This is a genomic window from Shewanella sp. MR-4 (genome assembly GCF_000014685.1).
Classification (GTDB): Bacteria; Pseudomonadota; Gammaproteobacteria; order Enterobacterales; family Shewanellaceae; genus Shewanella.
Genome location: NC_008321.1, coordinates 3,415,575 through 3,440,541, shown reverse-complemented (window position 1 = coordinate 3,440,541; position 24,967 = coordinate 3,415,575). Strand labels below are relative to the sequence as shown.

Genomic DNA, 24,967 nt, shown 5'->3' with positions numbered 1-24,967 from the left:
TAACTCCCGCACAGATAATTTGTAACAGGAGTAAGACGTTGACGCATATGTTGTTATTGGTCATGCAGTTGTAAGCAATCTGTTGCTTTGCCGCAATCCGCCTAGGCTCGATTCTATATTGTTTAAATCTCTATTTTAGATTTTATACAAGCTAATATTTTGAATTTTATATAGTTAATTTAAGTCATTCGTTTGCTAACTGGGCTAAGTCTTAGGTAGTATCTAGCCAAGATGTTGTACTCATTACCCTAACCATAAAAAGATCAATAACTCAGGTGTGAGAAAAATGAAGGATAAGAGTAAGTTGAGTTTTTGCTTAGGAAGTTGTCGCATTGACCCTTCTGATAACTCAATTTCATTTCAAACGCAGGGGGATGAAACGTCCCAACATGAAACCGCTAAGGTGTCACTTCAACCTAAGTTTATTGAAGTGCTTAGCTATCTTGCCCTGCGTCATCCTCATGTGGTGACCCGTGATGAGTTGATCGAAAAAGTGTGGGAGGGCAATGTTTACGTAGGTACTAAGGCTCTCACCAATGCAATTTGGCATTTACGACAGCAATTATCGCCCCTCGAGCAGGAGGGCGGGGTAATTGAAACGGTTCGAAAGGCGGGCTACCGCCTGTTATTGCCCCCTATCTATGATAATTCTGATGATGCCGACATCGATAAACTGCAAACCACTGAGGCGAAGTTACAACATACGACGCAACGACTGCATTTGATGGCGATATTGGTGGGGGCGGTTATCTTAATTGCAGGTCTATTGATTGGCGTGCATCTGTACCAAGATAAGCAGCGGATGACGGAGACCCAAATGACAGTGCTGACCCGAGATCCGGGGTCGGAGCGTTATCCTAGGTTATCCCACGATAGACGTTGGTTAGTGTATGGTGCGAGTCGCCCTGGAGTGACTTCTAGCCTGTATCTGAAAGATTTTAAACGTGAAGATATCCCCGCCCGTCAGTTAACTCCTCTCTCGTCTGCAGAGCTGCGAGCGGTGTGGAGTTTAGACGATACTAAGCTGTTTTTTGCCTCCCGCACCCAGGGTACAAGGGAGTGCCACATCACTCAGTTGACCCTTGCGACCAATGAAACCCTCGCCTTAGCGCCTTGCACGACCGATATGGCGGCGATAGATATTTCTGCTGACGGCCAATATCTTGCCTATGTCTCCTCCCATGAGGCGGGGAAGGTGGGTGGCATCTACCGCTTGTCTTTGGTGCAACCCGACGCCAAGGCTGAAAGATTATCCTGCGAAGCGCACTGTAACTATGAGGACCGGGATTTAGCTTTCAGTCCAGATGGTCGTTGGCTGGCAATAGCGAGGCGCTTTAGTAATATCTCTGAGGATATTTTTATTCGCGACTTAGCCAGTGCCAATGAAACACGTTTAACCCATGGGCTAGAAGATATTCGCGGCTTGAGTTGGACGCCTGATAGCCAGTCGCTGGTTTTTGCTACGGAAGACTCTGGTAGTCGCAACGGCTTTACTATCGATATTGAAACGGCCCATATTCGCCCACTCGATGTGGAGGGCATGAGCTATCCCAGTAGCGTATCCGATGAGGGCGAGCTGGTTTATCATCAGTATCGTCGTCAATTCCAGATGGCGTATTTTTCCCTCGGTGAATCCGTGCCCGGCAGCTTGTTTCCATTGCTGTATTCCGGCATTAGCCACCGCAATCCCGATTATTCCCCTGAGGCGAAACGGATTGTATTTGTCTCCAGCGATACGGGCTATAACGAGATTTGGACGTCAGATATAAACGGCAAAAAACTTGAGCAACATACTCATCTCAAGTCGCGCGTAGCTTACCCGCGTTGGTCTCCCGATGGCGCTAAAATCGCCTTTATCGCCCCCGATGACAGCAATGAAGGTAATCGTATTTTTATTTTAGATTTAGCCAGTAAAAATATTACAGCCTTAGCCTCGAGTTATCACAATCATGGTCGCCCCAGCTGGAATTGGCAGGGGACGGCGGTGTTGGCATCGACCACTGATGGCATCACGGAGTTTTATTTAGACAACAGTACACCAAGGGTGATCAGTCCTCTGACTATGGCGGTGGGTTTTGCGAAATCGGCTAACGAATTTGTATTTAGTCGCTATGGGGTAAATGGTCTTTGGCAGATTGATCTCACGCAGCCCGAACAGGTGCAAGAGATTATCCCGGGGAAGGTGTTTCGTGCGGGCAATAACTGGGTGCTTACTGCACACGGAGTGTATTTTAAATCGAGCAATGGTAACGAGCAGCGGCTGAATTTTTGGGAGGCGAGCAGTCAGCAGCTGACATCACTCCTAAGGGTTCCCCGCTCTAGCCTAAGCGGCTTTGGCTCCATGACCTATATTCCGGAGTCAAACCGCTTAGTGATGACACTCGATGGCTTCCCGCAGCGGGACATCATACTGCTTAAACACAAGCTACTTAAGTAGGTTTGAGTTTTACTTAGCGCTAAAGCGTCCGCCTAATACGGCTTCGCGCGAGGCGCCTGTCACTGCAGGTAGGTTAGCGGGCAAACCTAAATTGTGGCGCATTGCGAGCCACGCAAAGGCGATGCCTTCGGCCCATTTAGGGTCGACACCGAGTGCGGAGGTGGTATCGATGTGATAATCCGGTAGTAGCGCCGCTAAGCGCTGCATTAACTCGGTATTAAAGGCACCTCCACCGCAGACAAATAACTCTCCCACTGGGGCAAGTTTAAGGATATCACGGGCGATACTGTGGCAGGTTAAATCGAGTAATGTCGATTGGATATCTTCTTCATCCAATTGATTAAACTCTGATAATTGCTGTTCTAACCAAGCCTGATTAAACAATTCACGCCCCGTGCTCTTGGGATAGGCGAGGGAGAAATAAGGGTGCGACAGCAATTGCGCCAATAGCTGTTGGTCGGTGTTGCCAGAAGCGGCCCATTCGCCGTCTTTGTCATAGGGCTCATTTTTCACTTGCTGGATCCAGGCATCAATCAGCGTATTGCCAGGCCCTGTGTCGAAGCCTAAAACCTCTTCACGATTCCCGGTCAGATAGGTGATATTGGCAATGCCGCCAATATTGAGGATCACGCGCTTTTTACCCACTTGTGCAAAGGTTTGCTGGTGGAAGGCGGGCACTAGCGGCGCGCCTTGGCCACCTAAGGCAATGTCTTTACGACGAAAATCGGCAATCACATCGATGCCAGTCTCGGTTGCAATGGTATTTGGGTCACCAATTTGCAGGGTAAAACCTACCTCAAGATTTGGCATGTGGCGCACGGTTTGGCCATGGCTACCAATGGCAATGATATCTTCTTTGGCTATCTGGGCTTTGGCGAGCAAGTTGTTGACGGCGAGGGCAAATAATTTACCCACACTGCGGTCAAGGCGACCAAGGCGGTTGATTTCATCATTGCCAGGCAGACACAGGCGCTGCAATCCCTTTAGCAAATGGCTTGGAATCGCCTCGGTGTGCGTTGCGATAAGTTGTGGCTGCTCGCCCGCAAAATCGACTAACACCGCATCGACGCCGTCCATACTGGTGCCAGACATCAGTCCAATATAATAAGCCTTGTTCATGTAGGGGATCCGTCCGTCGTTATTGCATCGCCAATTGGGTTTGCTTGTTCTGTGAAATGCTGGCCATCAACTGTTTGCTGAGCGCATCGAATTGTGGCTTTTCTTTACGGGCAATCGATTCGGCCTTAGGTAAATCAACCGTTCTTGGGTTACGGTGCACGCCATTAACGATAAATTCATAGTGTAGGTGAGCGCCGGTGACGCGTCCTGTTTTACCTAAGGTGCCGATAATTTGCCCCTGCTTAACGCTGGCCCCTTTACTGACGTTGCGTTTGGTCAAATGCAAATACTTAGTCGTGTAGGTATCGTTGTGCTTAATGAACACATAGTTACCGTTAAATTGATTGTAGCCGGATTCGATAACTCGGCCATTACCCGCCGACTTAATGGGGGTGCCAATGGCGGCAACATAGTCAACGCCGCGGTGAGCCTTAACTTGCCCCGTCACAGGGTGTAGACGTTTCGGGTTGAAGTTGGAGCTGACGTATTTAAAGTCGACCGGTGAGCGCAGGAAGGCCTTACGCATGCTGGTGCCGTTTTCGGAGTAATAGTTGCCGTCGGTATAACGAATCGCGGTGTAACGTTCATCTTGGTTGATAAACTCGGCGGCGAGGATATTGCCGTTACGTAAAAACTCACCTTCGGCATATTCCTGCTCATAGATAATGGCGAAGCTATCGCCTTCGCGTAAATCCAAGGCAAAGTCGATATCCCAGCCAAACACGGTCGAGAGCTGCATAATTTGGTTTGCGTTTAAACCCGCATCGACGGCGGCATTCCAGAAGTTACTCTTGATTTTCGCACTGGTGAATTGGGTGCGTATTTCAATGTCCTTTTCGGAGATTTTCTCGGAATACTTATCCTGATCCTTAGTGATCACTAAAGTCGATACCGCATCGACACGGTAGCGGACTTCGGTTAAATCGCCCTTAGCATTCTTTGAAATCACGATTTCTTCGCCTGGGATGATTTTTAACAGATTCTGTTTGGCGAGTGGCAACTGGGTAATTTCATACACATCTTTGCTGGTGAGTCCCGCGCGCTCAAATACTGCGGCTAAGGTATCGCCATTTTTCACATTAAAATGTTCTACGTCCCTATGGTGGGCGCTCTCTAAGGTTTCACTGGCTGACACATTGCCAGCGGCTAAGGCGTCGGCCGAAGATAACGGCGTGGCGTTGGTGGATGCATCTTGCGATTGGCCCTCAACACCTTCTGGACGCTCTGGTGAGCGAAAGGCTAAGGGAACATCGTAACGGGTATTGACTTGAGCTTGGTCTGCGACACCTTGAGTTTGTCTTGAAGCTTGCGCTTCTTCAGAGGGAAAGAGCAGGGTTATCGTAGTGATAACAGAAAGAATGCTGAGGAGAATTTGATGCTTTTTAGGCAGCAATTTAAATAACGTTATAACCTTTCCCATGTGACGCCGATACCGATTACCTAAGGCTTGAATAATCCCGTTAGTGTACACACTTTCAATTGTGGTGGCTAACAAGTAACATAAGTCTCCTCATTTTATGATCATGGCCTTAGGAGTCCCCGCCGAGATGGCTGATTTAGACCAAGTATTAGCAGAAATTAGACGTGGTACCGATGAGATCCTACTCGAATCGGATCTGCTGGAAAAACTCAAAGAAGGACGTCCACTTCGTATCAAGTTAGGCGCTGATCCTACCGCACCGGATATCCATCTTGGACACACAGTAATTTTAAATAAATTAAGATTATTCCAAGAGTTAGGTCATGAAGTCATTTTCTTAATTGGTGACTTTACCGGTATGGTGGGTGATCCAAGTGGTAAAAACAGCACGCGTCCACCCCTCACCCGTGAGCAAGTATTAGCCAACGCTGAGACCTATAAAGAGCAGGTCTATAAAATTCTGGATCCTGCAAAAACCCGTATTGAGTTCAACTCGAGCTGGTTAGAGCCATTAGGCGCAGCGGGGATGATCCGTTTAGCCTCGCAGCAAACCGTTGCTCGTATGATGGAACGTGACGACTTTAAGAAGCGCTATGCTTCGGGTCAGTCGATCGCTATCCACGAATTTATGTACCCACTTTTACAGGGTTATGACTCAGTAGCCCTGAAGGCCGACGTTGAATTAGGCGGAACCGACCAGAAGTTCAACCTGTTGATGGGCCGTGAGTTACAAAAAGCCGAAGGCCAAAAACCACAAGCCGTGATCATGATGCCACTGCTCGAAGGTTTAGACGGCGTGAAGAAAATGTCTAAATCGGCGCACAACTACATTGGTGTGAGTGAGCCCGCCAATGAAATGTTTGGCAAGATCATGTCGATTTCTGACGAATTAATGTGGCGTTACTTTGAGCTGCTGTCATTCCGTCCTTTGGCCGAGATTGAACAGTTCAAACAAGATATCGCCAACGGTGCTAACCCGCGTGATACCAAGATTGCGCTCGCGAAGGAAATTATCGCGCGCTTCCACGACCAAGCGGCGGCCGAGAGTGCCCATCAAGCCTTTATCGACCGTTTCCAAAAGGGCGCTATCCCAGATGATATCCCTGAGGTTGAATTAGCTGCGGGTGAAGGCTTAGCGATTGCTAACTTACTTAAAGATGCCGACTTAGTGGGTTCGACTTCCGATGCGATGCGTATGATCAAGCAAAGCGCGGTGAAGATGGACGGTGAGAAGGTTGACGATAGCCGTATGACCTTAAGCGCTGGCACGGTTGCCGTATTCCAAGTCGGTAAGCGTAAGTTCGCGAAAGTGACTCTGGTTTAAGCTGAATCGGATGTCACCATGTGACTACAGCCAGTGAGTGCTTAAACGGTTAATAAGTACTTACCAAGCAGTAAAAAGAGCGCCTAAGGGCGCTCTTTTTATAACTGCATTTTATCTCGATAGCTTAAGAGGCTGTGCTTAAGAAACTGTGCTTAAGGTGCTGTGCTTGCCTCATGCTCGCCGATATTGCATCTGTCGGTACCGAAATGCTGGCCGTCGCGACACTTCCACGCCAGTTGGGCGGAATCCACTTGCCAGCGCTGGGCACTCTTCTTAAGCGACAAAATTAACAGCATTTGTGGGTGCTGCTGCGACAACTCGCTCACTTGATAGGTAAATATCCCATTCTTGGTTGACTGAGTACGGACAAGGGTGAATTTTTTACCCGCATATTGGCTGCTGATAGCTTTGGGATCTTCACTCCAGGCTTGATGTTGCTCCTGGGCTACTCGCAACTGCTGATTGAAATGGCTAACGGGTTGCACCGCGTAGGAAACGATAATTGGTTGCTGCGCCTGTGCGTGGGGCGCGAGCATTAGGCCATTAAGGGCGAGTAGGGCAATCAGTCCAAACAACTTCATACAAACCTCATTGAAACGAAACGAACCTTGGGGCATCAGATGCCGCGCCTTCGGTCGTATTGACTCATTGCAGGTTTCGACTCCTTTTTAGAGCTCAAGTTTCAATCAAAGCTAAATTTTGTGACTACTGCATCGCTAATTGGTCTGACATGGTCTGGTAATCAATCAGATCCACATGCTCTGTGACCCTGTGATTACGCATATCGAGCTTAAGGCTGGTGACCCCTGGAATGGCGACATCAATAATTTTTCCGGGTTTGCCAAACTGCTCGCCGGGTCCCTTAAAGTGATAGTTACCAATCATCACCACCAGGGAGCCAGCGTTATACATATGCTCAATATTGAAATCATATTCGAGTACACCTTCGTGGGCGCGCTCGAGGAAGTCGATAATAAATCGTCCACCCGTGTATTTACGATTGGCGGTTTTATCGAAGAAGACGGTATCACGGTTATAGAATTTGCCGAGTGTTTGATAGTCGTGCTCGGTTAGCGCATTCATGTATTTTACGGCTAACTGCTGTTCTTCTGGCATTTCCCCCGAGTTGGCGTGTGCAGACGTAGGATACAAGGCCGGAACAAAAATAAGACAGACTAAAAGACACAATATTCGCAAACTATTCCCTCTTGGTTTTGAGATCAAAGGCGGGTAACGACAAATGCCATTTGATGGCGCTTAAACGAATGATTAGGGCACTGGCCATGGATAAAAACAGCGCCGTTTTTTCGCCCATACCGAAGGCTAAGCTTACGGTATAACCTATGCCGCCAATAATCGAAGCCGTGGCATAGATTTCTGTGCGTAACACCATAGGGATTTGTCTGCACAGTAAGTCTCGAATAATGCCTCCTCCCACGCCCGTGATCAAGCCCATCACGACGGCAATCATGCCACTGAGTCCCATATTGAGGGCTTTTTCGGCACCAATCACGGTAAACAGGGCTAAACCTAAGGCATCGGCGACCGGTAGCGTGTATTGCGGCATCTTGCGGGGGCGGCGCACCAACAGCAAACAAGCTAGGACTGTGGCGAGTATGACAATGATGTAGTTTGGGTCGCGGATCCAAAACACGGGCGTCGCGCCAATCAGCGCATCGCGAATACTGCCACCGCCGACCGCAGTCACCGAGGCCAGCACGATAACGCCAAAGGGATCCATACGGTGACGCCCTGCGGCTAAAGCGCCGGAAAGGGCAAATACCGCTGTGCCACATAAATCGAAGAAGTAAATCCAGTGACTCATTTACTCATCTCTTTGATGTGGATGTTTAGCGCGTCCACAGAGATACGAATTTCTATCACAGATAAAATCAGTGAATAGAGTAGCAGTAATAAGCTGGCACCGAAGATTACTGAGCCCGTCTTATTAAAACCGATATAAATGAAAATCATACAGAGCACGCACAGGGCAAAGCTGGATACGCCAGCCTCCTGCATGCGGCGAATAATCCGGATCCGCTGGCTTAAGTTTTTAATCTGATCCTTATGCACGGGTTTATCGCCGTTACTGAGCTGACGTATCAGTGCCGCCAGCGCAAAGAATCGGTTGGTATACGCGAGCAATAACAGCGAGATTGCCGGAAATAGTAAGGCGGGAGTTGTTAATGAAACATGCATGTTTTCGAACAAGATAGTCAGCCTTTAACCTAATGTTAAGATTAAAGGCATCATATCACAGGGTTTGTAGCCAGCGTAAACCTGCCCAAATGATGGGGATCAGGGTAATAAAGCTAAACCAGATAGCGCAGGCACGTGAGGTGAGTTTCACCGCGGGAGCAATCATCTCTTGGTGCGGCTGCGGCCCATAGGCAATCTTTGCTACATCAATACGTTGTCCCGAAAATTTCTGCGGCCCTGCCAATTCAATGCGTAAAATATTCGCGACTAAGGACACGCTCATCACATAACCCCGCAGGGCAGGATGATTTTTAGAGGTGCGAAACAGCAATGCTAAGGCTTTTGGACCGCCCTGAATCGCAATTGATAGGCTCCATAACCAGGCGGGGATTGCCAGCAGCGCCGTGGAGATAAGGTGCACTGAACTGCAAAACTGTTGGTACTTAGGTTGAATGGGCGGCCAACTGAGTTCGAGTTGTTTAATCATTCTGACCGCCAGCACCATAGGGGCGCCTGCGATCGCAAAGAAAAAGATAGTCGATGCTGTGCCGTAAATCGGCGCGGTAGCAAGCTTTTCTATCGTGGCCTTGGTTAAGCCGACTTCCGACAGATTATCCGTATCTCGGACAACCCACGGCTGTAATAGCTTTTTTGCGCTGGCATTATCCTGGCGTTTCAATGCCTTAGAAATTTCGTCGGCGACTTGGCTAAAGCCTGCATCCGTCAAACACAGATACAGGACCAAAAACTCAAAGAACCAAGGGAAGGCGGCAAGTTCGAGCAAAAAAGTGATAATCGCCCAGAAGGGAAACACCAACAGCAACATGGCTAAAAAGCCTGCGGTTGCCTGTTGGCTGGGGGCGCGTCCGGGGCGATTAACTTTGGCGGCGAGCTGTTTGGCTAAGTGACTAAACCAAATCAGCGGCTGCATTTCCCTAGGTAATGGCGCTAAACGCGCCAGCAGTAAAGCAAAGAAAAGTACCAAGAAGCCCTCAAACAAAGCGCCATCAATTTCGACAAGTTGTTGATAAAAAGAAGAGCTGTGCATCAGGTACTTTCCACGATCATGCTTTAGCCAATTACTTTACTGAATTTGGATCTAATTGCTCAAGCAGTAACATCACCATCAGTGCCGAATGGTAGCCAGCCTTTACAATGTAAGAATCGAAGTCGACTGGAGAGTCATTGTTAGCGTTGTCTGAGAGTGAGCGGATCACCACAAATGGCACGCCAAACTGATGACACACTTGAGCAATCGCCGCGCCTTCCATCTCACAGGCTGCCATAGTCGGGAAGTGTTCCAGCATGGTCTTGGTACGTACTGGATCGCAAATAAAGCTATCGCCAGTGCAGATTAAGCCTTCAATGGCTTTCACTTCACCTAATTGTTTGATGGCCTTATTGGCCGCTTCGACTAAGTATGGCGCCGGAATAAACGCCGCGGGTTGCTGCGCCATTTGGCCAATTTCGTAACCAAATGCGGTGACATCCACATCGTGGTGGCGCACTTCGGATGAAATCACGATATCGCCAATCGACAGTGAATCGACAAAACCGCCCGCAGAACCTGTGTTGATTACCGCATCGGGGGCGTATTTCTCAATCAGCAGTGTGGTTGCGATACTGGCAGCGACTTTACCAATACCAGAGCGTGTCACTACTACGTCTTTGCCCGCTAAGGTGCCTGCGATAAATTCAATACCCGCGATCGTTTGTGATGAGGCGTTTGTCATAGCCGCAATAAGATGGGCAACTTCTGGCTCCATTGCGCCAATAATACCAATTTTCATGGGAGACCCTTTTGATTCAACTGAATGTGTGATGCCACTAAAAGAGTGGGATAACAGAATGGCGGCTAATATACCACAGTTATGCTTTGACGTTATTGTGGGATTGCGATTGCTTGATTGGGGTGGGATAAAACGCGCGGAAGGTAAAAAAATGCGCACCCTAAGGTGCGCCAAAATTCACAAGCAAATGGTGGACTCGTGGGTACGAGTCCGAGACTCACAGGTACAGCGGTACAACAAAAAACAATTAATCTAAGTAGTTAAGAATGCCTTGCGCGGCATCACGTCCTTCGGCAATTGCGGTCACAACCAGATCCGAGCCACGGACCATATCCCCGCCAGCAAATACCTTCGGATTGGTAGTTTGGAATGGGTTATCGGCCTGTTTACTGGCTTTCACTCGGCCCCATTGGTCGAGTTCAATGCCGTAATCGGCAAACCAAGGCGCAGGGCTAGGTTGGAAACCGAAGGCGATAATCACCGCATCGGCATCGAGTAACTGCTCACTGCCTTCAATCGCTTCGGCACGTTGACGGCCACTCGCATCGGCTTTACCCATTTGGGTTTCAACGCATTCCACACCCACCACTTTACCGTCCTGGGTTTTAATCGCCACGGGTTGACGGTTAAACAGGAAGTTCACTCCCTCTTCACGGGCGTTTTGCACTTCGCGGCGTGAACCCGGCATGTTGGCTTCATCACGGCGATAGGCACAAATCACACTGCTGGCTCCTTGGCGAACAGCGGTGCGAACACAGTCCATGGCGGTATCACCACCACCGAGTACCACGACGCGCTTACCGGCAAGGTTGAGGTAAGGGGTGTCTGGATTACTGCTGCCCATCAGGTGATGGGTATTGCCAATCAAGTAGGGCAGGGCTTGGTACACGCCTTGGGCGTCTTCGCCCTCAAGGCCCGCTTTCATGGCGGTGTAGGTCCCCATACCGAGGAAGACAGCATCGTATTCCTCAAGCAGCTGGTTAAAGGCGACGTCCTTACCCACAGTGACGCCCAGCTTGAACTCGATGCCCATGCCTTCTAACACAGTGCGGCGAGTTGCCATCACGGCTTTATCCAGTTTAAAGGAGGGAATACCGTAGGTCAGCAGGCCACCAATCTGGGGATACTTATCAAACACCACAGCCTTAACCCCATTACGGGCAAGAATATCGGCGCAGCCTAAACCTGCAGGGCCAGCGCCCACAATCGCGACCTTTTCCTTGCGCGGCGTGACCTTGCTCATATCCGGACGCCAGCCTTGGGCGATGGCGGTATCGGTAATGTATTTCTCGACATTACCGATAGTCACGGCGCCAAAGTCGGCGTTTAGGGTACAAGCCCCTTCACAGAGTCTGTCCTGTGGACAGACGCGGCCGCAGATCTCGGGCAGGGTATTGGTTTCATGGACTAAGTCCGCCGCCTCCATGATCCGGCCCTGCTGTGCCAGCTTTAGCCAGTTGGGAATATAGTTGTGCAGCGGGCATTTCCACTCACAATAAGGGTTACCGCAATCCAGACAACGGTCCGCCTGTTCAGTCACCTGAGCTTGAGCAAAGGGCTGATAAATCTCAATAAACTGAGTCGAACGCTTTGCTGCAGGGTGTTTAGTTGGGTCTTTACGACCCACTTCAATAAATTGAAAATCGTTACTCATCTGCTATTACCCCGCTTTAACTGCTAGTTCCGGGCTCGATTGCTCTAATTTGAGCAGATCTGCAACGGCGATATTTTTCGGTTTCACTAAAACAAAGCAATCTAACCAGTTGGCAAAGTCGCTTAAGATCATCTTCGCGTGCTCACTGCCGGTCTCGGCCACATGCTCTTCAATCAAGCCTTTCAAATGCTGTTGATGGATAGGAGACTCGAGTTTTTGGGTATCGACAAGCTCGTTATTCACGCGGCGGTTAAAGCGGCCAAATTGGTCGAAGACATAGGCAAAACCGCCCGTCATCCCTGCGCCGAAGTTAACCCCGGTTTTGCCGAGCACAACAACGATACCGCTGGTCATGTATTCGCAGCCGTTATCGCCTAAGCCTTCAACTACGGCGATGGCGCCCGAGTTACGTACCGCGAAGCGTTCACCCGCTTGACCCGCTGCGAAGAAGCGTCCGCCAGTCGCGCCATACAGACAAGTGTTACCGACAATCGCGCTGCGCTCGCTCTGGAACGGGCTCCCTAGCGGTGGATAAATCACAATCTTGCCGCCCGACATGCCTTTACCGACGTAGTCGTTGGCATCACCGCAGAGCTTGAGTTCAAGACCTGGGCTGTTCCATACCCCAAAGCTTTGGCCGGCACTGCCATTAAAGCTGAGTTTAATCGGGGCCTTAGTGCCTTTAACGCCAAGGGTGCTGGCGATATAGCCCGATAGGCGTGCGCCCACTGAGCGGTCAGTATTGTTGATACTGTATGCGGCATCGAAACACTCGCCCTTATCGACCGCATTCTGGCACTCGTTGAGCAGATGTTGGTTGAGTAAGCCTAAATCCGCTGGTGGATTGGTTTCCTGCCAAGTGCGCGAGGTGCTGGCTCTGACCTTTGGCTGATACAGGATCGGCGCTAAATCGAGTCCACGTTGCTTATCGGTCTGGCCTTCCAAGGTATGTAGCCACTCACTGCGGCCGACTAAGTCTTCGAACTTGCTGACCCCTAGCGTTGCCATCCATTCGCGCACTTCCTCGGCGACAAACTCAAAGTAAGTCATCACTCGCTCTGGTAAGCCGTGGTAGTGGTTATCGCGCAGTTTCTTGTCCTGAGTCGCGACACCGGTTGCGCAGTTGTTCAGGTGGCAAATACGCAGGTACTTACAACCTAAGGCAATCATGGGCACAGTCCCGAATCCGAAGCTCTCGGCGCCGAGTAAGGCCGCCTTGATAACATCGGTACCGGTTTTTAGGCCGCCATCGACCTGCAAGCGGATCTTATGGCGCAGACCATTTTCCACCAGAGATTGATGCACTTCGGCAAGGCCGAGTTCCCATGGGCTGCCGGCGTATTTCACCGAGGTGATAGGGCTTGCGCCCGTGCCGCCATCGTAGCCAGAAATAGTGATCATATCGGCGTAGGCTTTTGCCACACCCGTGGCGATAGTGCCGACACCAGGCTCAGACACTAACTTCACGGAGATCAGTGCCTTGGTATTGATTTGTTTTAAGTCGAAAATCAGCTGTGCTAAGTCTTCGATAGAGTAAATATCATGGTGTGGTGGTGGTGAAATCAAGGTTACACCTGGGCGCGCGTGGCGCAGCCCTGCAATTTCCACACTCACCTTATGGCCTGGCAGTTGTCCGCCTTCACCGGGTTTTGCGCCCTGTGCAACTTTAATCTGCAGCACATCGGCATTGACTAGGTAATGGGCGGTTACGCCAAAACGTGCCGACGCAATTTGTTTAATCGCCGAGTTACGTTCGGTATTAAAACGGCGAGCATCTTCACCACCTTCGCCCGAGTTAGAGCGGCCACCTAAACGGTTCATGGCGATGGCTAATGCCTCATGGGCCTCGGGGCTTAGGGCGCCGATACTCATGGCCGCGCTGTCAAAGCGTGGGAATAAGTGGCTGGCAGCCTCGACCTTATCCAGTTCAATCGCGGCTTGGTCAGCCTTAATGCCAATCAAATCCCTTAGGGTGGCGACTGGGCGGTTATCGACTAATTCGGCGAACTTCTTATAGGTCGCAAAATTCTTGTCGATTAAGGATGCTTGCAGCGTGTTGACCACATCTGGGTTGAAGCAGTGGTACTCACCGCCATCAACGTATTTGAGTAAACCGCCTTGTGGCAGCGGCACATGGGCGCGGTAAGCGGCCTTATGCAGCAGCGCTTGATCTTGAGCGATATCCTCAAAGCTGGCGCCTTCGATGCGGCTCACTACCCCTTTAAAGCAGAGTTCAATTACATCGCTGGCAATACCAATGGCCTCAAACTGTTGGCTACAACGGTAGGAGCCGACGGTGCTGATCCCCATCTTCGACATGATCTTACGCAGGCCTTTCTCTATGCCGTAGCGGAAGTTCAGCATCAGCGCCGTGGTATCGGTCAGTTGATGGCGTTTCGCCAGATCTGAGATTGATTCATACACTAGATACGGATAAATCGCCGTGGCACCAAAACCGAGCAGCACCGCAAAGTGGTGCGGATCCCGCGCCGATGCGGTCTCAACAATGATGTTGGTATCGCAGCGCAGGCTCTTGCTCACCAGCATTTGTTGTACAGCGCCAACCGCCATGGCCGCCGGGATCACCTGCGCCGATTTATCAATCGCGCGGTCGGATAAAATCAGCAGCGTGGTGCCACTGCGAGCTAAACGTTCGGCTTCCGAGGTGATGCGGCGGATAGCGTGTTCTAAGCCTTCCTTCGGATCGTAATTTAAATCGACGATATTGGCGCGATAGTAAGTGCTATCTAATCCGAGTAATTGATTGAAATCACTGAATAATAATATCGGTGAGTTGAACATCACTCGATAAGCATGGCCAGTGGTTTCGTTGAAGAGGTTTTGCTCGCGGCCGATACAGGTCGCCAGAGACATCACGTGCTTTTCACGCAGCGGATCGATAGGCGGGTTAGTGACTTGAGCGAATTTCTGTCGGAAATAGTCATAGAGCGAGCGTGACTTTTTCGACAATACGGCCATTGGTGTATCGTCGCCCATGGAACCTGTCGCTTCTTCGCCTTGTTTTGCCAGCACCCAAATTACTTGTTCAAGCTCTTCGCGGGTGTAACCAAATTGCTTTTGGTATTGCAGCAGTTGCTCAGCGCTTAATTCGCTGGCGCCATGTTGCTCCGTTGCCAACTGCTCTGCTGGGATTAGAGTACGGCTGTTTTTCGCCATCCACTCTTTATAGGGGTGGCGACGCTTAAGATCGTTATCGATTTCGAATGACTGGTACAGACGACCATTGAGAGTATCTAACACTAACAGTTCACCCGGGCCGACGCGGCCTTTTTCAATCACTTCATCGGCGGCGTAGTCCCAAATGCCCACTTCGGAGGCGAGGGTGAGGATACGATCTTTGGTGATCACATAACGTGATGGACGAAGACCGTTACGATCCACTGCGCAAGCGGCGTGGCGACCGTTGGTCATGACGATACCCGCTGGGCCGTCCCAGGGTTCCATATGCATGGAGTTAAAGTCATAAAAGGCTTTTAGCTCGTCATCCATCTCTGGGTTACTTTGCCACGCTGGCGGAATAAGCAAACGCATGGCGCGGTATAGGTCCATACCGCCTGAGAGCAGCATCTCGAGCATATTGTCGAGGGAGGATGAATCTGAGCCCGTTTCATTCACAAAGGGTGCCGCCTGTTGTAAATCGGGCAGCAGCGGCGAATTAAATTTGTAGGCACGTGCACGGGCCCATTGGCGGTTACCGGTAATAGTGTTGATCTCGCCGTTATGGGCAAGATATCTAAAGGGCTGAGCGAGTGGCCATTTAGGTGAAGTATTGGTTGAAAAGCGTTGATGGAATAAACAAATAGAGCTCTTCAACCGGATGTCGGCAAGGTCAGGATAGAATGCGGGCAAGTCGGCAGGCATCATCAAGCCTTTGTAGACTATGACTTGGCCTGAAAGACTCGCGACATAAAAGTCTTTATCGTCAGTAATTTGTTGCTCTAAACGGCGGCGAGCCATGTAGAGGCGACGCTCAAGATCTTTCTCACGCCAGCCAATTGGGGCGTTGATCAGGACTTGATAGATTTGCGGCAGGCTCGATTTACCAATCTCACCCAATACCTCTGGATTGACGGGGACTTTACGCCAACCGGCAATGCTTAAGGTTTCACGCTCGAGTTCGCGTTCGAGAATAAACTTGGCTTGGTCGGCCAGTTCTTCATCTTGGCTTAAAAACAACATGCCAACGGCGAATTTACGGCTCAGGTGCCAGTCATTTTCCGCGGCAATGGCTTCAAAGAATTGCAATGGTAGCTGCATTAATAAACCACAGCCGTCCCCAGTTCGACCGTCAGAGGCGATACCGCCACGGTGTTTCATGCGATCGAGGCCATGGATGGCGGTGCGCACGATACGATGGCTGGCTTCGCCATCCATTTGTGCAATCAAGCCAAAACCACAATTGTCCCGCTCAAAACTGGGATGATATAAGCTCATACAAAAACCTCCCTTGACCTCAACGAAATTACTACTCGGGAGAAATGTAAAGACTTTCTATAGATATGCACCCGAACCACCCAAATTATCCTGAGATTAACTAAAGGTCAAACCAAAATTTTGCATAAAATATGGGTATAAATTCATGTTTCATACACAAAACACAATTGCTTGACGTTAACGTTAACTGACTAAAATGCTGTATAACGTTATGAATAAAAAGAATTTTAAAAATTGCAAAACTCAGTAGTTACTAAAATGCAACATAAATAAGGATTGTTTTTGATTTAGAAATAGTGATTTTTATTGCAAATACAGTGTTTGTATAAAAATATGAAATAAGTGAATTGTTATTCTTTTTGCTTGTGAGCGAAATCACGGAGTGTAAAGACACTGTGAGCAATGGCTCAGGTTTTGAGCTGGGTCTGGGTGAATATTATGGGAGTTTGATTTACCACCAAGAAATGTGTGCTCGCTTTGTTTATCATGAGTTTTTTCATCTAAACACACGTCTTTACTCCTTCTTTTTTATGATTTTATCTTGGTTATTTTTAATGAAACGACATGAAATTTGGCGGGCGAGCTAATGGGGCTCGATGCATACGTAAACACATTTGGTGCCGTGTGTAAGGCTAAATACGGCGAGCGATTACGTAAGCTCACCATAGATGCAAAATTCACTTGCCCTAACCGTGATGGCACTCTGGGACGTGGCGGTTGTACCTTTTGCAATGTGGCCTCCTTTAGTTATCAGCAGGCGGAAACGCTCAGCATTAGTGAGCAATTACGGCAGGGGAAAGCCCGTTATAAAGAGGCGAAACCTAAGCTGAACGCAGATAAATTTATCGCCTATTTTCAAGCCTATACGAGCACCTATGATGAGTATCAAATGTTGATGGCTAAATACGATGAAGCGGTCAAGGACAGTGAGATTGTGGGCCTGTGTGTCGGCACTCGTCCTGACTGTGTGCCAGACAATGTGTTAGATTTATTAGCGAGTTATCAGCAAAAGGGCGTCGATGTTTGGCTGGAGCTTGGATTGCAAACCGCCAATGATAGCACCTTGCATAAGATTAACCGTGGGCACGATTTTGCCTGTTATTGCGATACAGTTGCACGGGCCAGAAGTCGAGGGGTAAAAGTCTGTACCCACCTTATCTTAGGCTTACCCGGTGAAACTCACCTCGATTATATGGCGACACTGCAGGCGGTGCTGGCGCAGGGCGTCGATGGCTTAAAGTTACATCCATTACATGTGGTGGAGGGCAGTACGATGGCGAAAGCTTGGCGCGCAGGGCGCTTACCTTTGCTCAGTATTGAGGAGTATGCGGCTTGTGTCGGCGAATTGGTTCGGCATACACCGAAAGAGGTGATTTTTCATCGGGTGACCGCCTATGCGAAAAAACCGATACTACTCGCGCCCGATTGGTGTGGCTATCGCTGGAATGGTTTAGTGGCAATTGTTGAGGATCTTGCGTGTAAGGGTGGACAAGGGGCTGCATTAGCGCGACCATAATAGGATATGCGTTAGAGAGGCCCGTTCAATATAGGCTCATCGCTGAGAGTGTTTGAAATGGTTGATTTTTTGTTAAACTAAACGCCTTTTGACCACAAATGCTGCTATAAGTTGCACTGACAATTTTAGTGGGTATCATGTCATAAACGTGTTTTAAGCATTGGACTACTTAAGGGAGGCCTAGATGGCCACAGTTGAATTAGAAACAATCCTGGATCTCAATACGTTAGAACAGTATTGCAGCGCGATTGGTGCCGGAACTCTACTAAAGAGCGTGGTATTATTTGAGCAATTAATGCCTGAGTATGTTGGGAATCTGGTAAAGGCTAACGAAGCTGCGGATAAGGACACTTTATGCTCCGAAGCCCATAAGTTTAAAGGTGCGGCTGGATCGGTGGGTTTAAAACGTATTCAGCAAATTGCCCAGTTACTCCAACATGGTGAAGAAGCTCGTTGGGAAACAGAACATGCAACTTGGGTCGCGCAAATTGTTGAATTTGCAAGTGCCGATCTGCAGCAGTTAAAGCAATTCCTACAGGCTAAAGCCTAGTTTGTCGCCTAGAGGTGCAGCTTCAGGTTGCACCTCGATAGTCTCATTTCCTGCCTTCATTCCATCCGTTTGTCGTCTATAAGTCACCTAGTGCATTTTCCTTTGATTGAAAATCGATTTTGCTCACACTATTGAGTAATTCAGCCGCGTTTTAGTTGATAACTTATGCTAGAGTTGATTAAATTTATTAATTCATAACCTTAGTGGCAATCGATTAAATGAAAAATTTACCTAGCCTCAAGAATTTATTCTATTTGGTGAATCTTCACCAAGAACAGAATTTTAACCGCGCCGCTAAGGTGTGCTTTGTTAGCCAATCAACGCTGTCGAGTGGGATCCAGAATCTTGAAGAACAGCTTGGTCATCAATTGATTGAACGTGATCATAAATCCTTTATGTTCACCGCAATTGGTGAAGAAGTCGTGCAACGCTCCCGTAAAATCCTCACGGATGTGGATGATTTAGTCGAACTGGTTAAAAACCAGGGCGAACCAATGACGGGGGATATTCGCTTAGGCTGTATTCCAACGATTGCGCCATTTTTATTAAGCCGCGTGGTTAAGCAATGTCAGCAAGCTTATCCGGCGATGAGTTTATTGCTCAAAGAGGACACGACGGAGCGTTTGCTCGATGCCTTAGGTAAGGGGGAGTTGGATTTACTGATCCTTGCCTTGCCCGTGGATACCAGTGGTTATCACAGCATGAAAGTGGGGATAGATCCCTTTAAGATGGTGATCCATAAAGACTTGGCAGGCGGCATTCATCAGCCTATCGATTACCAAACATTGCCCGATGAGAGTATCTTCCTGCTGCAGAGTGAACACTGCATTACGGGGCATGCGATTACCGCTTGTCAGTTAGGTGACAGTGCGAAGGTGAATCCCTTTGCGGCGACCAGTCTGCATACCCTAGTGCAAATGGTGAATAGCAAACTGGGCACGACTTTCTTACCGCAAATGGCGATCGATGCTGGTATTTTAAACGATACCGATCTGGTGGTGATGACTCCGCCCGGTGAAGCGCCTTACCGCGATATCGGTTTAGTCTGGCGACAAACAACCAGCCGAATTTTGACCTTCCGTACCTTAGGTTTGCTTATCCAAAAGCTGTTAACCAAAGACATGGAATAATGGCTGTACGTTCAGTGAGTTGAAATTAGAGAGGGGAAACGCCAAACACTTCAATCGAGTGTTGTTTCCCCTTTAGTTTGACTGGACCCAAATTAGTTAAGCGGTATTCGCTATTGGGATTGTCGAGTCGGCCCGCCAACGCACCAGAAATCAGCATGCGTTGCCCCAGTGGGTTACACTGATCTTGAAGTCTGGCTAAGGTATTTAGCACATCACTAAAGAAGCTAATTTCTTGTTTTTGCACGCCAACAACCGCTGCAACTACTTGTCCACAGTGGGCCGCTGCCTTAAATTTAGGCACAAAACCATAGTGCTCTTCAAAGTAACGTCGCTGCCAATTTAATTGCTGGCTAAATTCAAAATAGATATTCATGCAGCGGTCGTGTACTACGCCTTCTTCTAACGGCCAGTGGATCAAGACGGCATCGCCCATATAGCGATAAATTTCCGCTTCGTTATTGCTCACAGTATCCGACAGCAGGCTAAAACTATCTTGGATCAGGCGACTAAAACGATAATCCCCGAGGGATTCAGCATGGGTTGTCGATGCAACCATATCTAAGTATAGGAATAAACGCTGTTCGTATCTCGGCTTATGGTACTTGCCTAAACCAATATTGAGCAAAATGCGTGGCCCAACCAAGAGTGCCATTTGTTCGACAAAGGCTAAGCTGACTCGCACAACGACTAAGTAGACGATCAGCGCTTGGAAGGAAGGACTATAGAGAATATGTGCCGTGAGCATTTGTCTTAGGGTCGACATATGGTTTTCAATGGCCCACATATTCAAAAATTGGGTCATATAGGCTAAGGTCGTCGCTCCGAGCAACAGGAACAAACCTTTAAAAATCACCGAGAAGACATAAGGAAGACGATTGATTGCACTAAAGTCGGCGATCAAATTAGACATCCAATGAAGGCTGCCAAAAATGATACCCATGTAGACGGCAAGCGTCGCGAGATCGGCCGAACCCACAGCCCATTGCGGTAACTCTGGCGACTGGGCATATCGGAAAAACACGAAAGCAGCCATGGCTATCGCCCAAGCTAATATCGCAAAAAGAAGTTTTTTCGCTTGTCTACGTGCTCTCACTACGGGTTTTGTATCCGAATACGGCCATATATTTCAGAATGCCGTAGTTTATAGAAAATCATCACTAGAGTGCCAGTGATATTTGTGATCTGGATCAATCCAACGCTATATAGCTACGAAAATTTAACCAAATACCTTATTTAATAGCATGGCGGTAAAAGCGGTCTTTAAATAGAAACCCCGTGGATTGGTCATTTTCAGGCTACCGTCCTCGGCAATGCTCTGGGTCAGCGCCTTACTGTTGGCGGCTTTAGGGCGCAGTTGCAACACTTCGCCATGCCTTGCGGTGAGTTTTTCCACTTTACCTAAGGCGATAAGTTCCATTATCTCCTCCCAATCCTGTTGCAGTAACCTTTGCTCTTGGAGATCAGGCTCCCACAATATGGGGGTGCCGACTCGACGATCTCCCACAGGAATATGCCGCTCGCCCTCAACGGGTACCCAGAGCACACGCTGTAACTTGTGACACACTAAGCTGTCTTGCCAAGTTAAGCCTTCGATATTGGTTAGCGGCGCCACACACACATAGGTGGTTTCCAGTGGTTTGCCTTTGCTATCGATGGGAATGGTTTTTAGCTCAACACCGAGGTGGAGAAAGTCTTGCTCGGGTTTTGAGCCAGCTGTTGCACCTAACTCCATTTCAATGAGTTGTCCGACCCAGCCCTTATCTCGCTTCAGATCCTTAGGCACAGTAATCCCGCGGTGAGCTGCTATTTGGGCCAAAGAGATGCCGGCCATCATATTGGCACGTTCGAGCAGTTCGCTCAGATTTTGAGGGGGGATTATCGGTTTCATAGGGCGAATTTTACTGGAAAATAGGTGCTTAGCAACAGAGGTTAAAAATTAAGCACTCAAAAAAGGATAAGATTGTACTCATAGAGAAATCTGTAAGTGCATGATTTTAATATTGGTTGTCAGTTTGCAATCCAATGCCTGCGAAAGTGTTCAAAGTTACTCTCGGTTTTCCCTTGCGTTTCTCACATATTTATCCACAGATATTATGGATAACTCACAATGCAGTGGGCTTTAACCGATTGAAAATCGTGAGTCAATGGCTAAAAGGGGCATTTTTCCTCGGGAGTGTGGGTAATTTTGGGAGAGCTCTGTGTATAACATTTAGGTGTTACTCGGATGAAATCGCATAATTTGCATTAGGTCAAAAAGTGAGCTTTTTAGTTTTTAAGTCACATATTCTTACGCTGATTATATGTAACTTTATGATTTTAAATTTTTTATTTTATTTAAATAAGCAGACTGTCATGAACGATATTTGATGTTTTTTGAACGATATACCTAGTTTACCCTAGTTTCAAACAGAGATATCCACAGAAAATGTGGATATCCCCAAGGTTGAAACCCTTGGATTGTTGATAAAGTAGTAAGTTGAGGGTATTTATCCAAAAAATAGCTGTAAATAGAGGTTTGCTGAGAGACTGGCTTTGTGAAACAATCGGTTTATTAAAAGTTATCCTTATTTGGAGTCCATGTGATTGATAGCGACGGCTTTCGCGCAAATGTGGGCATAATAATTTGTAATAGATACGGCCAAGTCATGTGGGCCAGACGATTCGGACAACATTCATGGCAATTTCCTCAGGGCGGCGTCGATGATGGTGAGACGGCCGAAGAGGCGATGTACCGTGAATTGTATGAGGAAGTAGGCTTAAGACCTGAGCATGTCACTATATTAACCTCGACCCGTTCTTGGTTGAGATATCGTTTACCTAAACGTTTAGTGAGGCAGGACAGCAAGCCTGTGTGTATCGGCCAAAAACAAAAATGGTTTCTGTTACAACTCAAAAGCCAAGATAGTGCGATTAATTTAAGTTCTTCAGGCCACCCTGAGTTTGACGATTGGCGTTGGGTAAGTTATTGGTATCCTGTGCGGCAAGTTGTCTCATTTAAGCGTGATGTTTATCGTAAGGTCATGAAAGAATTTGCGGTAACGGCATTGTCATTCCAAACCCAGGAAATTCCGAGGAAGCGGGTAAGACAAAGAACAACGGGCTGATTTTCAAAAGAGGATTGAAAACAGTGTTAAATACGCTCAGGGATATTACTCAAGCTGTGGCGTCCGCCCACAGCTTAGAAACCGCATTAGAAGTCCTAGTTTCATCGACCAAAGCGGCGATGGAAACCCAATGTTGCTCGGTCTACATCCTAGATCAGCAAGAACTCGTATTATCAGCCACCGATGGCCTCGAAAAGAGTGCCGTTGGGCGTGTACGCATGCCGTTAACCCAAGGTTTGGTTGGCTTGGCCGCTGAACGCGAAGAAGCCGTAAACCTCGCCGATGCGCGTTTGCATCCACGCTTTAAACTCTTCCCCGAAGTCGCTGAAGAAGAATACCGTGCCTTTTTAGCCGTCCCCATTATTTATCAAAAAGCCGTAGTTGGCGTGATTGTGGTGCAGCAGGCCAGCGCGCGGCAGTTTAGCGAAGGGGAAGAAGCCTTCTTAATGACCTTGGCCGCGCAGCTCGCGATGGCGATTAGAGGATTAAAGCAAAAGGCACAAGTCAGTTCGCTGCATCAACAGATTTTATTCCAGGGCACCTCAGCATCAAGCGGTATCGCTATTGCCCATGCCTTAGTGCTCGGTGGCGAAATTTCCCTCGAGCAGCCCGATGTACGCTGCGAGGATATTGCCCTCGAATCCAGCCGATTAGTGGCGGCAATGGGGCGTTGTAAAGAGGCAATCGGCGCCTTATCTCAACGTTTCGACCGTGAGCAGGATGAAGAAGTAGCCTCGATATTCAATGCCTTGCAGCTGCTGCTCGATGATGCCAGCCTAGGTGGTGAATATGCCCGTGAAGTGCAGCAGGGCTGGGAAGCCGAATCGGCGGTCAGCCGAGTTTCGCTGCGTTATATTCAACAGTTTTTAGCGATGGAAGATCCCTACCTGAAGGAGCGGGCGAGTGATATTCGTGACCTTGGGCAAAAGGTATTAAGGCAGTTAATCGAACCCGAGCGTTTAGAGCTTGAACCCGATAAGCCGGTGATTCTCGTTACCCGTGAAGCGGATGCCACATTGCTGGCGGAATTCCCTCGACAAAAATTAGCCGGTATTGTCACTGAACTGGGGGGCGTTAACTCCCATGCGGCCATTTTAGCGCGCGCACTAGGCGTGCCCGCCATTACCGGCGTTGAGCAATTGTTGTCGGCCGATATTGACCAGAAGTTATTAGTGGTCAATGCCAGCCGTGGGCAATTGATGGTGTCGCCATCGCCCGCCATTGTGAGCGAATATCGCAGTTTGATTTCGGCGCAAAAGGCGTTGCAACGCCAATACGCGCAGGAGTTAGCCCTGCCGTCAGTCATGCTCGATGGTACGCGTATTCGTTTATATCTTAACGCTGGCTTACTCAGTGGCGTCGCCTCTGAAATCGCCGAAGGCGCCGATGGTATCGGGCTCTATCGCACCGAAATTCCCTTTATGCTACAGCAGCGTTTTCCGAGTGAGTCCGAGCAGGTAAAAGTCTATCAACAGGTGTTATCGGCGGCATCGGCTCGCCCTGTGGTGATGCGTACCTTAGACGTGGGGGGCGATAAGCCGCTGCCTTATTTCCCGATCAAAGAAGATAACCCCTTCCTAGGCTGGCGCGGTATCCGCTTATCATTGGATCATCCCGAGCTGTTCCTCGTACAGCTAAGAGCTATGTTGCAAGCGGGCGGAGAGGGCAAGCAGCTCAGTATTTTACTGCCTATGGTCAGTAACTTAGATGAAATTGATCAATCCTTGGCCTATTTAGAGCAGGCCTATGTTGAACTCAAGAACGATGTGAACAGCCAGATTGAAATGCCGCGCATTGGCATTATGCTCGAAGTTCCTGCGCTATTATATCAGTTAGATGAAGTCGCAAAACGCGTCGATTTTGTGTCGGTCGGCAGTAACGATTTGACCCAATATTTACTCGCAGTAGATCGTAACAACCCAAGGGTGAGTTCCCTGTTTGATAGTTATCATCCAGGCATTCTTCGGGCGCTGCACCAGGCTCGGCTCGATTGTGACTACCATGAACTCGATATTAGTATCTGTGGCGAGCTGGCGGGGGAACCCATGGGGGCGATTCTGTTGGTGGCGATGGGATATCAGCATTTGAGTATGAACCAAGGCAGTTTAGCCCGGATAAATTACCTGCTGCGCCGTGTGTCTCGCGCCGATTTGACGCAACTCTTGTCGCAGGCTTTGAGCCTATCAAATGGTTTCCAAGTGCGTGAGTTGGTTAAAGAATATTTAACACAGCAGGGATTGGCCACAATTCTTAATTAACTAATCGCGCC

At 48.7% G+C, this 24,967-nt stretch carries 19 protein-coding genes; 7 read left to right on the top strand and 12 right to left on the bottom strand.

The window, feature by feature from the left end; genetic code table 11:
• The first annotated feature begins 286 nt into the window (after positions 1 to 286).
• Positions 287 to 2,437 (top strand): winged helix-turn-helix domain-containing protein, encoded by a 2,151-nt coding sequence (locus SHEWMR4_RS15115; protein ID WP_011623633.1) that lies wholly within the window; start codon positions 287 to 289, stop codon positions 2,435 to 2,437.
• Positions 2,438 to 2,446: 9 nt separating this feature from the next.
• On the opposite strand, the gene SHEWMR4_RS15110 is transcribed toward SHEWMR4_RS15115, so the two are convergent.
• Positions 2,447 to 3,556 carry an anhydro-N-acetylmuramic acid kinase gene (locus tag SHEWMR4_RS15110; RefSeq protein WP_011623632.1) on the bottom strand — a complete coding sequence of 370 codons (1,110 nt, stop codon included), beginning with the start codon at positions 3,554 to 3,556 and terminating at the stop codon, positions 2,447 to 2,449.
• A 19-nt stretch (positions 3,557 to 3,575) separates the two neighbouring features.
• Entirely contained in the window at positions 3,576 to 4,976 is a 1,401-nt protein-coding gene (locus SHEWMR4_RS15105; protein WP_011623631.1) for a peptidoglycan DD-metalloendopeptidase family protein, read from the bottom strand.
• Between the two features lie 127 nt (positions 4,977 to 5,103).
• On the opposite strand from SHEWMR4_RS15105, the gene tyrS reads away from it, so the two are divergent.
• Positions 5,104 to 6,300, top strand: a complete 1,197-nt coding sequence (gene tyrS, locus SHEWMR4_RS15100; RefSeq protein WP_041408835.1) for a tyrosine--tRNA ligase — start codon at positions 5,104 to 5,106, stop codon at positions 6,298 to 6,300.
• A gap of 152 nt (positions 6,301 to 6,452) precedes the next feature.
• Here tyrS and SHEWMR4_RS15095 read toward each other — a convergent pair whose 3' ends face one another.
• From SHEWMR4_RS15095 to gltB, 8 genes are all read right to left on the bottom strand, one after another.
• Positions 6,453 to 6,881 carry a hypothetical protein gene (locus tag SHEWMR4_RS15095; protein ID WP_011623629.1) on the bottom strand — a complete coding sequence of 143 codons (429 nt, stop codon included), beginning with the start codon at positions 6,879 to 6,881 and terminating at the stop codon, positions 6,453 to 6,455.
• 124 nt (positions 6,882 to 7,005) lie between these two features.
• The gene (locus SHEWMR4_RS15090; protein ID WP_011623628.1) at positions 7,006 to 7,497 is read right to left on the bottom strand and encodes a nuclear transport factor 2 family protein; all 492 of its coding nucleotides are present in this window, start codon (positions 7,495 to 7,497) and stop codon (positions 7,006 to 7,008) included.
• Position 7,498: 1 nt separating this feature from the next.
• Positions 7,499 to 8,125: a trimeric intracellular cation channel family protein gene (locus SHEWMR4_RS15085; protein WP_011623627.1), complete on the bottom strand. Its 627-nt coding sequence runs from the start codon at positions 8,123 to 8,125 to the stop codon at positions 7,499 to 7,501.
• Entirely contained in the window at positions 8,122 to 8,499 is a 378-nt protein-coding gene (locus tag SHEWMR4_RS15080) for a DUF2721 domain-containing protein (protein WP_011623626.1), read from the bottom strand. The genes SHEWMR4_RS15085 and SHEWMR4_RS15080 overlap by 4 nt, the downstream gene beginning before the upstream one ends.
• A 55-nt stretch (positions 8,500 to 8,554) precedes the next feature.
• On the bottom strand, positions 8,555 to 9,547 hold the full coding sequence (locus SHEWMR4_RS15075; protein ID WP_011623625.1) for a cobalamin biosynthesis protein: 993 nt from the start codon (positions 9,545 to 9,547) through the stop codon (positions 8,555 to 8,557).
• Between the two features lie 31 nt (positions 9,548 to 9,578).
• The gene (locus tag SHEWMR4_RS15070; protein ID WP_011623624.1) at positions 9,579 to 10,289 is read right to left on the bottom strand and encodes a 5'-methylthioadenosine/adenosylhomocysteine nucleosidase; all 711 of its coding nucleotides are present in this window, start codon (positions 10,287 to 10,289) and stop codon (positions 9,579 to 9,581) included.
• A 247-nt stretch (positions 10,290 to 10,536) separates the two neighbouring features.
• Positions 10,537 to 11,943, bottom strand: a complete 1,407-nt coding sequence (locus SHEWMR4_RS15060) for an FAD-dependent oxidoreductase (protein ID WP_011623623.1) — start codon at positions 11,941 to 11,943, stop codon at positions 10,537 to 10,539.
• Between the two features lie 6 nt (positions 11,944 to 11,949).
• Positions 11,950 to 16,398 carry a glutamate synthase large subunit gene (gene gltB / locus SHEWMR4_RS15055; protein WP_011623622.1) on the bottom strand — a complete coding sequence of 1,483 codons (4,449 nt, stop codon included), beginning with the start codon at positions 16,396 to 16,398 and terminating at the stop codon, positions 11,950 to 11,952.
• A gap of 586 nt (positions 16,399 to 16,984) precedes the next feature.
• Between gltB and SHEWMR4_RS15045 the strand changes: the two genes are divergently transcribed.
• The 3 genes from SHEWMR4_RS15045 to oxyR all read left to right on the top strand — a co-directional run bounded on the left by SHEWMR4_RS15045 (position 16,985) and on the right by oxyR (position 19,594).
• The gene (locus SHEWMR4_RS15045; protein ID WP_011623620.1) at positions 16,985 to 17,914 is read left to right on the top strand and encodes a TIGR01212 family radical SAM protein; all 930 of its coding nucleotides are present in this window, start codon (positions 16,985 to 16,987) and stop codon (positions 17,912 to 17,914) included.
• 184 nt (positions 17,915 to 18,098) lie between these two features.
• Positions 18,099 to 18,464, top strand: coding sequence for an Hpt domain-containing protein (locus SHEWMR4_RS15040; protein ID WP_011623619.1), 366 nt, complete (start codon positions 18,099 to 18,101; stop codon positions 18,462 to 18,464).
• 218 nt (positions 18,465 to 18,682) lie between these two features.
• Positions 18,683 to 19,594 (top strand): hydrogen peroxide-inducible genes transcriptional activator OxyR, encoded by a 912-nt coding sequence (gene oxyR, locus SHEWMR4_RS15035; RefSeq protein WP_011623618.1) that lies wholly within the window; start codon positions 18,683 to 18,685, stop codon positions 19,592 to 19,594.
• A 25-nt stretch (positions 19,595 to 19,619) separates the two neighbouring features.
• Here oxyR and SHEWMR4_RS15030 read toward each other — a convergent pair whose 3' ends face one another.
• On the bottom strand, positions 19,620 to 20,687 hold the full coding sequence (locus SHEWMR4_RS15030) for an adenylate/guanylate cyclase domain-containing protein (RefSeq protein ID WP_041408833.1): 1,068 nt from the start codon (positions 20,685 to 20,687) through the stop codon (positions 19,620 to 19,622).
• A 123-nt stretch (positions 20,688 to 20,810) separates the two neighbouring features.
• Positions 20,811 to 21,482, bottom strand: a complete 672-nt coding sequence (mutH, locus tag SHEWMR4_RS15025) for a DNA mismatch repair endonuclease MutH (protein WP_011623616.1) — start codon at positions 21,480 to 21,482, stop codon at positions 20,811 to 20,813.
• A gap of 691 nt (positions 21,483 to 22,173) precedes the next feature.
• Between mutH and rppH the strand changes: the two genes are divergently transcribed.
• Together rppH and ptsP are read left to right on the top strand one after the other, a co-directional pair.
• On the top strand, positions 22,174 to 22,698 hold the full coding sequence (gene rppH, locus SHEWMR4_RS15020; RefSeq protein ID WP_011623615.1) for an RNA pyrophosphohydrolase: 525 nt from the start codon (positions 22,174 to 22,176) through the stop codon (positions 22,696 to 22,698).
• Between the two features lie 23 nt (positions 22,699 to 22,721).
• Complete coding sequence (gene ptsP / locus SHEWMR4_RS15015) at positions 22,722 to 24,956, top strand: phosphoenolpyruvate--protein phosphotransferase (RefSeq protein ID WP_011623614.1); 2,235 nt, start codon at positions 22,722 to 22,724, stop codon at positions 24,954 to 24,956.
• Positions 24,957 to 24,967: the final 11 nt, after the last annotated feature.